The sequence below is a fragment of the Clostridium thermobutyricum DSM 4928 genome (assembly GCF_002050515.1).
In the GTDB taxonomy this organism is placed as follows: domain Bacteria; phylum Bacillota; class Clostridia; order Clostridiales; family Clostridiaceae; genus Clostridium; species Clostridium thermobutyricum.
This window is the reverse complement of record NZ_LTAY01000064.1, coordinates 1-12,283: the sequence shown is the minus strand read 5'-3', so window position 1 is coordinate 12,283 and position 12,283 is coordinate 1. Positions and strand designations below refer to the sequence as shown.

The 12,283-nt window shown below is 25.3% G+C and carries 13 protein-coding genes and 1 pseudogene; 3 read left to right on the top strand and 11 right to left on the bottom strand.

The features are described 5' to 3' along the window. Window positions 1–113 precede the first annotated feature (113 nt). From CLTHE_RS12160 to CLTHE_RS12150, 3 genes and pseudogenes are all read right to left on the bottom strand, one after another. A pseudogene (locus CLTHE_RS12160) lies at window positions 114–1,109 on the bottom strand (FAD-dependent oxidoreductase); the annotation flags it as partial. Next, window positions 1,109–2,095, bottom strand: coding sequence for a sulfide/dihydroorotate dehydrogenase-like FAD/NAD-binding protein (locus tag CLTHE_RS12155; protein ID WP_080023720.1), 987 nt, complete (start codon window positions 2,093–2,095; stop codon window positions 1,109–1,111). The gene CLTHE_RS12155 and the pseudogene CLTHE_RS12160, both read right to left, overlap by 1 nt. A 106-nt stretch (window positions 2,096–2,201) precedes the next feature. Next, window positions 2,202–3,248, bottom strand: a complete 1,047-nt coding sequence (locus CLTHE_RS12150; protein WP_080023719.1) for a D-alanyl-D-alanine carboxypeptidase family protein — start codon at window positions 3,246–3,248, stop codon at window positions 2,202–2,204. A gap of 114 nt (window positions 3,249–3,362) precedes the next feature. Between CLTHE_RS12150 and CLTHE_RS17235 the strand changes: the two genes are divergently transcribed. Beyond that, complete coding sequence (locus CLTHE_RS17235; protein ID WP_080023718.1) at window positions 3,363–3,944, top strand: DUF2953 domain-containing protein; 582 nt, start codon at window positions 3,363–3,365, stop codon at window positions 3,942–3,944. A gap of 10 nt (window positions 3,945–3,954) precedes the next feature. Continuing rightward, window positions 3,955–4,482, top strand: a complete 528-nt coding sequence (ytfJ, locus tag CLTHE_RS12140; RefSeq protein ID WP_080023717.1) for a GerW family sporulation protein — start codon at window positions 3,955–3,957, stop codon at window positions 4,480–4,482. Window positions 4,483–4,519: 37 nt separating this feature from the next. On the opposite strand, the gene scpB is transcribed toward ytfJ, so the two are convergent. The 8 genes from scpB to CLTHE_RS12100 form a co-directional block, all read right to left on the bottom strand. Continuing rightward, window positions 4,520–5,155 (bottom strand): SMC-Scp complex subunit ScpB, encoded by a 636-nt coding sequence (scpB, locus tag CLTHE_RS12135; RefSeq protein WP_080023716.1) that lies wholly within the window; start codon window positions 5,153–5,155, stop codon window positions 4,520–4,522. Continuing rightward, window positions 5,148–5,909, bottom strand: a complete 762-nt coding sequence (locus CLTHE_RS12130) for a segregation/condensation protein A (RefSeq protein ID WP_080023715.1) — start codon at window positions 5,907–5,909, stop codon at window positions 5,148–5,150. Before CLTHE_RS12130 ends, scpB begins: the two co-directional genes overlap by 8 nt. Before the next feature lie 119 nt (window positions 5,910–6,028). Further along, a complete protein-coding gene (locus CLTHE_RS12125; RefSeq protein ID WP_080023714.1) occupies window positions 6,029–7,303 on the bottom strand; it encodes a D-alanyl-D-alanine carboxypeptidase family protein in 1,275 nt (424 codons plus the stop codon). A 196-nt stretch (window positions 7,304–7,499) separates the two neighbouring features. Continuing rightward, the gene (locus tag CLTHE_RS12120) at window positions 7,500–8,378 is read right to left on the bottom strand and encodes a tyrosine-type recombinase/integrase (protein ID WP_002597751.1); all 879 of its coding nucleotides are present in this window, start codon (window positions 8,376–8,378) and stop codon (window positions 7,500–7,502) included. Window positions 8,379–8,457: 79 nt separating this feature from the next. Beyond that, on the bottom strand, window positions 8,458–9,093 hold the full coding sequence (spoIIM, locus tag CLTHE_RS12115) for a stage II sporulation protein M (RefSeq protein ID WP_002597750.1): 636 nt from the start codon (window positions 9,091–9,093) through the stop codon (window positions 8,458–8,460). Between the two features lie 115 nt (window positions 9,094–9,208). Next, complete coding sequence (locus CLTHE_RS12110) at window positions 9,209–9,730, bottom strand: NUDIX domain-containing protein (RefSeq protein ID WP_080023713.1); 522 nt, start codon at window positions 9,728–9,730, stop codon at window positions 9,209–9,211. Window positions 9,731–9,976: 246 nt separating this feature from the next. Further along, complete coding sequence (locus tag CLTHE_RS12105; protein ID WP_080023712.1) at window positions 9,977–10,261, bottom strand: hypothetical protein; 285 nt, start codon at window positions 10,259–10,261, stop codon at window positions 9,977–9,979. Between the two features lie 299 nt (window positions 10,262–10,560). After that, complete coding sequence (locus tag CLTHE_RS12100) at window positions 10,561–11,403, bottom strand: L,D-transpeptidase family protein (RefSeq protein WP_080023710.1); 843 nt, start codon at window positions 11,401–11,403, stop codon at window positions 10,561–10,563. 257 nt (window positions 11,404–11,660) lie between these two features. Here CLTHE_RS12100 and CLTHE_RS12095 point away from each other — a divergent pair, with 257 nt between their 5' ends. Continuing rightward, window positions 11,661–11,924, top strand: a complete 264-nt coding sequence (locus CLTHE_RS12095) for a DUF3892 domain-containing protein (protein ID WP_080023707.1) — start codon at window positions 11,661–11,663, stop codon at window positions 11,922–11,924. The last annotated feature ends 359 nt before the right edge of the window (window positions 11,925–12,283 follow it).

Sequence of the window (12,283 nt, the reverse complement as noted above, 5' to 3'; positions counted from 1 at the left end):
GAAATAATAGATAAAATTGTTTGGAATAGTGATTCTAAAGAAATAACTATAACTTATAAATAGAATTTATATTTACTTATAAGTTATAGTTTTAGTAATTTAGATAATCATACTTCTGTATGTCCAACGAAAAGTCCTGATTTTTCTCCTCCACAGAAAAGATTTTCAACACCTTCTACTTGCATCTCATTAGTTCTTGGTGCTACAGAAAGATATCTTATAGAATTTCCTTTACTTCCTGCATAAGGATCTACAAATTTAGCTCTTTCTAAACCTTTTATTTTTCTTAATTTTTCTAAATTATAAAAACTAGACATTAGTTTTGCATGACCAGTATCAAGCAATATCACATTTTCAGCAAACTCTTTTAAAGCATATTGCTGACAAACTTTTTTTCCTAATTTCTCATAATTTATTTGATCATTAGGAACTTTTAATACAACTACTCCTTCTTTATCTAAAGTTTCTCTTACCTCTTTAGATAAACTTTCTTTTGCTAATTTACATGATCCTGAAAATGCACCTAATTCATCTCCTTTTCTTTCTCCTTTTATATCCTCAATATTACATCTTTCGCTTATACTTAATCTTGGACCGAAAGCTGGACATCTTAATACACACATAGAACATCCATTTCCATATCTTAAGCAATTACCCATAGGTCCTGTTGACCCTGTTGTTTCTACAAATACATCTCCTTCAATATAACTATCATCCTGAAGATAAATTCCATTTATTTTCTTTCCATCAAAATCAACATCTACAACTCTCTTTTCTGTATAAATATTTATACCTAACTTTTCCAAGTGAGTTCTGACTTCACTTTCTATTATATTTACATTATAAAGTGTTGCGTGAGTATGCCCAGGAAAATCTATATTTTTATGCAGTGCACATCTATCACAAATTTCTACTAAATCACCTGCACCCATTGCTATAAGTTCTTCTGCAGCTGTAAATCTTCCATTATTTCTCATAATTCCGCCTACATTTCCAAGTCCAAGTAAAAGATCAGTTTTTTCATATAAATGAACTTCTGCTCCTGCTTTTTTAGCTGAAATTGCTGCTGCACATCCAGACCATCCTCCACCAATTACTACAACTTTTATCATATTAGCCACCTTCCTTTAAAAACTGTTCTTGGATCAGTTTGATATTTACAATATCTTCTCACTTTATCTCCATCATATCTTATTGTACAAGCACCACAGACTCCTTCTCCACAGGCCATTTTAAAATTATTACAACAAGAAAGAGTTATATCATTTCTGTTTATATCATTTAAATATTCTATTACTAGATAAGTAATTATATCTGCTCCTCCTATGTGTATATGACTTACTCCTTTGTTTATATAATAATTTATTCTTTCTTTTATCCAATCTGTTAGCTTACCATTAGAGATAATTTCATTTTCTTCTATTATTGGATTATAATTATCTAATTCTTCTTTTAAGAAATCCTTATTAATTCCCGCTAAATCTTTTAATAAATAAATTTTATTGTTTTCTCTAGTTAATCTTTTTATAACTGGTACTACAGGTGCCAGTCCAACATTTCTTCCAATAATTAAAACTTGTTCCTCTTTTAACTTATAAATTTCTTTTCTTCCAAATACTCCATTAAAATATGGTCCTCTTACTTTAACAATGTCATTTAAATTTAATTCTTCTAATTGTTTTGTCTTCACCCCTGCTATTTTAACTATAAACTCTATCCACTCTTCTTCTGGATTTGTTTCTACAATTGATATTGGAGTATCAAAATATCCTTCTTCAGCTTTTCTAACAAATACATAACTTCCTGGATTAGAAAGGTCAAATGCAAACTGTCTAGTAACTTGGATTTTTATAGATAATATATCTTCTGCATATTTTTTTATTTCTATTACTTTACAGTCATATGTTTTTCTTCCCTCTTTAGCTTTCTTCTTGTTATTACAAAACTCACTATAAACACATACTCCATTCCAATCCTTACAATCACAGAAGCATTTTCCTCTAAGTTGTGAACAAAGAATACAATCTCCACTTTCAGCTAGATGACAAGGACAATAACTTGTCCCTAAATCTATGCAAGTAAATCTCTCTCTCATATCTTTCTCCTATAATTTAATTCTCTTATATAAAGTATTATTCATATATAATTTTGGTTCTAAATTTCATAAAAAGGGAAAATACAAAAAGTATTTTCCCTTTTTTCTAGTATAAAAATTTTATTATATCTTCTTCATCTAAAATTGCTTCTTTCTCAGAATTACAATCATTTAAACTTCTATTACTATTAATCACTTTATAAGCTAATAAAGTCTCTCCTCCATCTAATTCTAGATTTTTATTAGAAACTTCTATTTTTTCACTTCTATTTCCTGGATTATATGCAAATGCTACTTCTTCACCTAATAATTTACTTGTAGTCTCTTTTTCTTTTTTTACTGGACATTTATCTTTTACATTTTCATAAATTTTTTGAGTTTCTTTCCATCTACCAGGACAATTTAATACAACTATTATTATATCTCTTCCATTTCTATTTACAGATGTTACAAGACATTTTCCTGCTTTACCTGTATATCCTGTCTTAACTCCATTAGCTCCTTCTATTTGCCAAAGAATTTTATTTATATTATTGTAGTCTCTTGTAAATCCTGACTTATCCTTTGTTATTGATTTTGTTCCAACAACTTCTCTAAACATTGGATAATCCATAGCCTTAGAAGCTAAAATTGCTAAATCATAGGCAGATGAATAATGGTCTTCTTTATCTAACCCATGAGGTGTTTGGAAATGTGAATCTATAAGCCCAAGACTAGAACTATAATGATTCATTATTCTTGCAAATTCTTCAACAGATCCTCCAATTCCTTCCGCTAAAGTTATAGCAGCATCATTTCCTGATTTATACATAAGTCCATATAATAATTCTTTAACAGTTATTTCTTCACCAGCTTTATAACCTACTTTTGAACCTCTACAAGATGATGCATTTTTACTAACTACAAATTTTTGATCTAATTCAGCATTTTCTATAGATACTAAAGCAGTTAAAATTTTTGTTGTACTTGCCATTTCAACTATCTCATATCCATTTTGCTCAAATAATACTTGACCAGTTTCTTTATCTATAGCTATTGCACATCTTCCATTTATTCTTAGGTCTTTTCCAAATCCAAAGGCTTCTCTTTCAAATATAACTCCTATTGATAAAGTACATAAGAAAATAATTATAAGTTTTTTTAAACTCTTCATATTAAAATCACCTCTATAATATTTTGAGATAAAATCTATTTTATATACCTATATTTTATTTTTTGTCCATAGTATATTTTTCCTAATCATAGTTAATAATAAAACTATTGACTAATGGAGGCTTTATATATGAAACTATTACTTATAATTTTTTTAATATCACTTTTTATTCTTCTAATTCCAATAAAATTAACCTTAAGTTTTTCATATATAGATTCTACATTTAGTTTTAAAATTTATAATTTCAAAATACTACCGAAAGATAAAGGCATAAAGTCAAAAAAACAAAAGACAAAAATTAATTTTTCAAAGAAAAATAAATTTAAAAAATTAAATAATTTCATAAAGGATAATATATCACCATCTTTTATAAAGTTATTATTTTATAAATTAAAGCATCGGTCTTATAAACCAAAATTAATTTTTGATACTACTTTTAATTATTCTTTATCAGATCCTAAGAATACAGCTATTGCATACGGAGCTATATCTGCTTTATTCCCAATATTATATAACATTATTTTAGTAGTATTTAAAATTAAAGATTCTAAATTTAAAGTCAATCCTGTTTTTAAAGATAAATTACTAATTAATTTTAAAAGTAAATGTATAATTAAAATTTCAATTGGGCAGATTATTTATACGATACTTATTATTATTAAAGAGTTTTATACTATAAGGAGGTGCTCCCATTAGGGAAATTATTATGAATAGAGATAAAGAACATCCAATAGAAAATTTAATGAAAAGTACTATGGAAAACTTAAAGGACATGATAGATGTTAATACAATTATAGGTTCTCCAGTTGAAACTAAAGATGGAGCTTGTATAATTCCTATATCACGTGTTTCATTTGGATTTGCTTCAGGAGGATCTGAATTTGATTCTAAAAATAAATTATCTTCTGATTTCCAAGTTGATTATCCATTTGCTGGTGGTTCAGGAGCTGGAGTTTCAGTAAAACCAGTTTCATTTTTAGTAGTTAAAAAAGATTGTGTAAGACTTTTACCTGTAGAACAAGACAGCACTTATGACAGAATAATTGATACTGTTCCTCAAGTTTTAGAAATGTTTAAAGATGTTTGCAAAGATTTTGGTGATAAAAAAGGTTCTAAAAATAAAACATCACAAAACAATGACAAAGTAGAAGTTGTTGAAGAATCATATGGTATTAATCGTCAATATGATTCAAATGATTCTACTTCATCTGTTAATGGATACGATGTAAAATAAATAAAAAAGACTTCACTTTGGTGAAGTCTTTTTTATTTTATTCATCATCTTCTAATATATCATCTTCTAATATATCATCTTCAAAAATATTTTCTTCTTCTATTTTCTCATCTTCAACTGAAAATAAATCTAATGACGGAAGTTCATCTAATCCTGAAAGTCCAAATTGTCTTAAAAATTCATCTGTAGTTCCATATAGTATAGGTCGTCCTATTACTTCTAATCTTCCAACTTCTGCTACTAATTCTCTTTCTATAAGTCTTTGAATTGCACTATCTGACTTAACACCTCTTATTTCATCTATATCAACTCTAGTTATTGGTTGTTTATAAGCTATTATTGATAAACTCTCTAAAGAAGCTTGACTTAATGATTGTCTTCTATTTTTATTAAGTAATCTTTCTATGTATTCACTATATTCTCCTTTAGTAACAAGTTGATACATTCCATTTATAAGTATAAGCTTTATTCCTCTGTTATTTATCTCATAATCTAACATAACTTCGCCTAATAACTCTTCAGCAAATTTTGGTGTAACTTCTAAATTTACTGCTATATCTCTAAGACTTAAAGGTTCTCCACTTACAAAAAGCATAGCTTCTATTGCAGCTTTATATATATTTTTTTTTGAAACTTCATCAAATTCAAATTGATTTATATTTAGTTTATTCATCTTCCTTACATCCCTCTATTATTATTTCTCCAAAATTCTCAATTTGATATGCTTTTACTTTTTTTTGTTTTATAAGCTCCAATAATGCTAAAAACGTTACGACACATTCTAATTTACATGAACAATTGTATATTACATCAGTAAAATTTATTTTTTCATGCATTGACAATACATTTAATATATATTCATATTTATCTTCTATTTTATAATCATCTCTTTTTATATTTCTGTTTATTATTCCTATATTATTATTTTGTTTTTTAGAATAATTTTCTAATAACTCATTGTATATGTTATATAAGTCAACTAATGTTATATTATTAAAAAGATCATCATTATTAAATTTCTCTTTTTTCACTTCTATTACTTCTGCTTTTTTGCTATATGTACATCCAACATTTAACGCCTTCTTCTTAAAGAACTCTGTTGAAGCTTTTATTTTCTTATAAATTATTAATTTTTCTAAAAGAGCTTTTTCAATATCCTCTTCATCTACTTCATCATCTTCTTTCTTTATTTTAGGAAGTAGACTTTTAGATTTTATTTCTATTAAAGTTGCTGCTATAACAATAAATTCAGAAGTTATTTCTAAGTCCATTTTTTTCATATCTTCTAAATATCCTAAATATTGATTTGTAATTTTGAATATTTCAACATTATAGATATCCATCTTATTTTTTTTTATTAAATGTAATAGCAAATCAAATGGCCCTTCAAAATCTGCAACTTTTACTTTAATTTTAGGTTTATCCATTTATGCCCTCCATAATATATTTCTTTACTAATTATACACTATGTTTACATGTTTTAAAACAGTATAAAACAAAAGACGATTTATACTATTATAAAGTAGTATAAATCGTCTTTTTTCTTTTAGCTAGCCTTCTTTAAGTTTTTATCTTCTTCGTTAACTTTATTGTCTTTTTTATTTGTTTCTGTATTTTCTTTTTCATCTTTAGATTTAAATATATTTTTTATTTTATATTTAATCTTTGTAAACACTCCTGGTTTAGATATATCTCTATCAGTATATATTTCTACTTCACCAACTAATTCTTTTCCATTGTATAATTCACATTTACCTACAATTTCACCAGCTTTGAATTTATCTTTAGTCTTATCAAGTATAATTTTCTTTTCTATCTTACCTTTTTGTCCTTTTTCTAATACAGCAATTAAATCATTTTTTGCTTTTGCTTCAAATAATTCATCTGTTTCATCTGATAAATTAGCATCTCCAATTACTTGATCTTTAGATACTATCTTTTTACCTTCAAATTTAGAGAAACCATAATTTAAAAGCATACCTGCATCTCTATTTCTTATTTTGTATGTAGGAGCTCCCATTATTACAGCTAACATTCTTACACCATCTCTTGTAGCTGTAGCTGAAATACAATATTTAGCTTCTGATGTGTATCCAGTTTTTAAACCATCACATCCTTTAAAAAATCTAACTAATTTATTATGATTTACTAATTCTATAGGGCTTTTTCTTCCTTCTGATATAGTTTCCATATAAATACTTGAATATTTTAATATGTCTCTATGTTTTAATAATTCCATTGACATTAAACTTATGTCTTTAGCTGTTGAAACATGGCCTTCTGATGGTAATCCAGTACAGTTGTTAAAATGTGTATTTTTCATACCAAGCTCTTTTGCTTTATCATTCATCATCTTAACAAAATTTTCTTCTGAACCACCTATGTATTCTGCTATTGCTACTGCTGCATCATTACCTGATGCTATAGCAACTCCTTTTAAAAGTTCTTCTAAAGTTCTTATTTCTCCATTTTCTAAAAGCATGGTACTTCCACCCATTTTTTTAGCATTTTCACTACAAGTAACTTTATCAGTAAGCTTATTTTTTCCACTATCTACACTTTCCATTGCTAATAACATGGTCATTACTTTTGTTACAGATGCTGGTGCAAATTTTTGGTCAGCATTTTTTTCATATATTACTTTACCAGTAGTTGGCTCAACTAATAATGCTGATTTAGCTTCTACTTTCATTCCGTCACTAGATTCTGTTGTATCTTTTCTCTCTTTATCTTCTAAGGCTAATGGACTAAAAAAAGGTATAACCATAAATACACATATGGCTATTATTAATATTTTTCTTATGTTTATTGTTTTTTTCATTACAATCCCTCCTTAGAACTTATTATCTCCATATTATTGTTAATTATTATTTATATCTATATTTTTATAAAAAAATAAACCTTTTAGAAAAATTTTCTAAAAGGTTTGTAATCTTATAAAAAGTCTATACAAAAATAATTTTAAATTATGTATATACTAATTTACAAAAATCATTTTATTTTAACTTTTTAATATTTTAAGCTCTTGGATGTGCATTTTTATAAACAAGATTTATTTTATCACTATTTATTATTTCATAATAAGTATCCATATAAGTCAAAACTTGATTTCCTAGAAGCTTTTGAACTGCTCTTACATTTGCACCATTTTGAAGCATATGCACCGCAAAAGAATGTCTAAATGTATTTAAATTGACTTCTTTTTTTATTCCAGCTTTATGAGAATATTCCTTTACTATTCTCCAAATACCTTGCCTTGTTAATCCCTTTCCATTTAAATTTACAAAAAGCTTATCTTCCCCAGCTTCCGCAATATCATTTCTAACTAAAATATATTCTTCTAAAGCTCTTGTTGCACTTCTTCCTATTGGAATAAGTCTTTCATAATGCTTATTATCAGTACATTTAACAAAACATAAATCTAAATTTACATCTTCATTATTTAATGCTATAAGCTCTGATACTTTCATTCCAGTTGCATACATAAGTTCAAGAAGAGCATTATCTCTTATTCCCTTTACGCCAGTTTTATCAATAGATTTAATTATCTTATCTACTTCATCAACTGTAAGTATTTGCGGAAGTTTTTTTGTGTTTCTACTACTTTTATAAGTTATCTTAGGAATATCATTTATTAAAGATTTTGTTTTCAAGAAACCATAAAAGCTTCTAAGACTTATAACAATACGATTAATTGACCTCTCAGACTTACCTGTATCAAGTAAATTTTGTATATAGGCAATTATCGCTACATTATCTGAAGTATAAAGCTCCTTATTATTTGCATTTAAGAATTTAATAAAAAGATTTACATCAGTTACATAAGCGTAAACAGTATTTTCACTTTTGTCATTTTTAAATAAATACTCTTTGTAATTCTCAATAATTTCTAACATTTTACTCTCCTAATACCATTACTTATATCTATTCAACAATTTATAAATTCCCCTTCAGTTTCATCTCTTGATTTCCATTTTATAAATAAAATTTAGTTACAACTAACTTTATCAAATTTGGAGATAGGTAAGCTTCAATTATCATACCAATTATAAATATGCAAAGTATTATCAATAATATGTTAGTTCCGCCTTTATTTAATAATAAATTTTTTATCGGCATTTTCTTAATAAACTTTTCTTTAAATTTTAATGTTGAAAGGCTTAATGCAATAATACTAGTAGCCACAATACAAGGTATATATATAATATTTTGTGGAACAAGTGAAGAAACTGCTAACATAAGACCATCTCCATTAAACATAGTTAATAAAAATGTGAAAGTGTATCCAATTGAAAATCCTTTCATTAAATTTATTATTAAAATTATAGGGCTACCAAAAAAAGTAAATCCTAAAATTATAATTGGAATTATAATTATTATATTCTTCTTGAATATTTCAAATAACAAATTTGCATAGCTTATTTCATTAGTTTGAATGTTTTCTATAAAGCTTGAATAATAGCTTGTTAAATCTTGTCTATCTGTAAGACTCATATACTTTACAGCATATACTCCAATAACTACACCTATACAGAAAAATAACAATACTATTAAATAGTAGAATTTTTGCTCCTCAAAAGTATCACCTATTTTCTTAGCCAATAATTTCATCTATTCTATCCTCCTAAATAGTTATAAATATTATTATGTTTTAAAAAGATAAAATATTCTTATTTAATTGAAAATATGTTACTTATAAAAATCTTAAGAAAATAAGCGTTTTATTCTAATCTATATACATAAAAGTAGATATTGTTTTTGTATCTATTATTTCTCCATTTTTAATCATCTTTTTCACATCAGAAATTTTTAACTTCATAATATCTATAAATTCATCTTCATCTCCACATTTAATTCCTTCATAAAGATTAGTAGCTTTATATAAATGTATAACTTCATCTGTAAATCCAGCACCAGTTGCTATTGTACCAAGATATTCTATATTATCTGATTTATAGCCTGTTTCTTCTTCAAGCTCTCTGCTAGCACATACTAAAGGATCTTCTCCTTTTTCTAATTTTCCTGCTGGAACTTCAATTAAAATTTTATTTAAAGCTGTTCTAAATTGCTTAACTAATATTACAGTTTCATCATCTATAAATGGTAATATTGCAGATGCACCAGGATGTCTTATAATATCTCTTGTTCCTTTTTTTCCATCTGGAAGCTCTACTGTAACATTTACGAATTTAAGAAAATTTCCTTTATGCATTAATTCTTCACTTAATATTTTTTCATCTAATTTCATCTAAAATTCCTCCTAAAATAGTTTATTTAACTTTTTATTATTATATCACTATTAAAAAAGATTACTCTACATAATAAAAATATTGTTATTAATAAATTTATTAATATCTATTAATTTATATAAAAACTATTTATTTAAAATTAATATATTCATTATATCATCTTTTGGATTATTTTGGAAATATTTTTAGAAAATTTAATATAAAAAGCACTTACTATTTAAAGTAAATGCTTTTTTGTCAATATTTTAAGGATTTCTTATTAATTCAATTGTATTATTATTATTATCTATTATTATAATATTTAATAAATTATCACTTATATCGTAAACTTTATATTCTGATATATTATTCTCTTTCTTATATTCACATCTGTAAGCTAATTCCTTTTTTCTTTTATCAAAAGGTATTTCCTCTTTCTCTAAAAATTCATATAAATCTCTAAGAAGTTGTATGTTTTCTGAAGTCGTAATTGAACCTACATATTCTAAAGGATTTGGAAATAATCCAAATGTAAAATTTTTTAATGCCACTTCTATCTCTCCTTTGTTTTTTAATAAATATCTATTTATTATTTTTTATTATATTATAAGAAATTTATATACTCAATAAATAATATATTAATTAATAAATTATATATATTATTTATTGAGTTTTGTTAATACTTTTTTTATTTTTAATTTTCATTTACGAGTATTTTAAATAAAATTATTTTAATAATATTTTTAAAATATTATTTTTATATTTTTTTCTATATATAAATAATTTCAGAATTATTTTTTAAATTTTATAAGCTCTATTAGATAAGATACTAATAGAGCTTATATATATTTTAATTTATAATTATAGTTGTTTTATCTAATATATTTTCATAAATCCATTTAGCATTTTCTACTGCTAATCTAATACATCCATGACTTAATGCCATTCCAAGTACATCATTAATAATTTCAGTTCCTTCTGCATTAAATAAAATTGAATGATAATAATAACTTCCTCTAATTCTAGTAGCATATTTTACTCTATAAGTATCAGATCCAAAATAAGGCTTTCTACCGCTAACATAAAAAGTTCCTTTAATAGTTGGTGTACTAGGCTTACCTACTGTACATGACCACTTATATAATAACTTCCATGAACCATCATTGTTTTTTTCAAATATATAAGTAAGTTTATTTTCTAAATCAGTTGTAATTAAATTTGTAGTAGGACTTTTAATTTTATTATCATTTACAAACTTTGTCATGTCAGTGTAAAAATATTTAAAATCATATCCTTCAGGTGGATTTCCATCATCAGAAAGAAAATAACTAAATATATATCCTTTTTTATTATCATATATAACATGACTCCAATCTCCATTTACTGATAACACTTGCACTATAGATTTTGGTGGAATTATAGTCACTGGATTTGATTCAGCAGATGGATAAGATCTTAAAGTAACATCTGTCCATGTATATTTTGTCTTAGATAAATAATCACTATACATATATCCTCTTTGTCCTTTATATAATACTTCATACCAATCCTCCTCTGCTTCAATAGCTTGAACCATTTCTAAAGCTGGTATTACAGTAATTATATTTGCAGAAGTAGATTTTTCCGCTCTTAAATTAGTGTTAGCCAAAGTATATTTATATGAATTTTCCTGTTGCCTTTTATAATTTTCCATTTTATACCTCTAAATTTACTTTTTATAATATTATCCTATGAGATTTTCTTAATTTAGCACCAATATAATAAAAATTATTATTTTTTTAATTTTAGACATAAAAAAATAATCTTCAATCAGCATAAATTATCTTAACTTATACAGATGATATTTGTATTAAATAAAAAACCTATACCATCTAGTTAATCCATAAATTTCTAAGTATATATATCTAATCACTCCACATACTATTAATGTAGAAAGTAGAGGTGTTTATTATGAAAAATTCAAAAACTCAAAACAATTCAAACTTAGCATGTATAACTGAAGTTTTAACTAAAGAAGGTAGCTCTGCTGCTGCTGGTTACAAACTATCTAATGGTGAAACAGTTAGCGTTGAAGAAGCTGTTCAAATGGCTAAAAATGGTGAAATCAAAGATGTAATTGTTTCTTCAAGAAATGGAGAAGAATATTTAAAATCTAGTCCAGATGGAGACGAAAACAATAACTTAAAAGATTTACCACACCACAGAGAGTATTAATAGTTAGCAGTTTGCTAAAATTAAACTCAAAACATACATAATACAAACAAAAAAATAGTGAGAATAACTATACATGGCTATTCTCACTATTTTTTTGAGTTTTAATTTATTTTAAGTACTAAAGACTAATACTAAACCAATCACGTAAAAAGTTGTTAAAGTATAGTTTTGTTATAAAATCTTACTCTAACAATTTTCTCTGAATTTATTTAATATTACATGTTAATAATCTATTTATATTCATTTTCATTATATTGTGAGATGTTACTCTAGAATATATTTTCTTCTATCTACTTAAATTCTATATAAATTTAAAATTTTTTATAATTCAGCCTATTTTATAATAAACTATCTCAACT

Excerpts from the sequence above, each read along its gene's own strand:
- CLTHE_RS12155 (WP_080023720.1), bottom strand. The coding sequence starts at position 2,095 with ATGAGAGAGAGATTTACTTGCATAGATTTAGGGACAAGTTATTGTCCT.
- CLTHE_RS12150 (WP_080023719.1), bottom strand. The coding sequence starts at position 3,248 with ATGAAGAGTTTAAAAAAACTTATAATTATTTTCTTATGTACTTTATCA.
- CLTHE_RS17235 (WP_080023718.1), top strand. The coding sequence starts at position 3,363 with ATGGAGGCTTTATATATGAAACTATTACTTATAATTTTTTTAATATCA.
- ytfJ (WP_080023717.1), top strand. The coding sequence starts at position 3,955 with ATGAATAGAGATAAAGAACATCCAATAGAAAATTTAATGAAAAGTACT.
- scpB (WP_080023716.1), bottom strand. The coding sequence starts at position 5,155 with ATGAATAAACTAAATATAAATCAATTTGAATTTGATGAAGTTTCAAAA.
- CLTHE_RS12130 (WP_080023715.1), bottom strand. The coding sequence starts at position 5,909 with ATGGATAAACCTAAAATTAAAGTAAAAGTTGCAGATTTTGAAGGGCCA.
- CLTHE_RS12125 (WP_080023714.1), bottom strand. The coding sequence starts at position 7,303 with ATGAAAAAAACAATAAACATAAGAAAAATATTAATAATAGCCATATGT.
- CLTHE_RS12120 (WP_002597751.1), bottom strand. The coding sequence starts at position 8,378 with ATGTTAGAAATTATTGAGAATTACAAAGAGTATTTATTTAAAAATGAC.
- spoIIM (WP_002597750.1), bottom strand. The coding sequence starts at position 9,093 with ATGAAATTATTGGCTAAGAAAATAGGTGATACTTTTGAGGAGCAAAAA.
- CLTHE_RS12110 (WP_080023713.1), bottom strand. The coding sequence starts at position 9,730 with ATGAAATTAGATGAAAAAATATTAAGTGAAGAATTAATGCATAAAGGA.
- CLTHE_RS12100 (WP_080023710.1), bottom strand. The coding sequence starts at position 11,403 with ATGGAAAATTATAAAAGGCAACAGGAAAATTCATATAAATATACTTTG.
- CLTHE_RS12095 (WP_080023707.1), top strand. The coding sequence starts at position 11,661 with ATGAAAAATTCAAAAACTCAAAACAATTCAAACTTAGCATGTATAACT.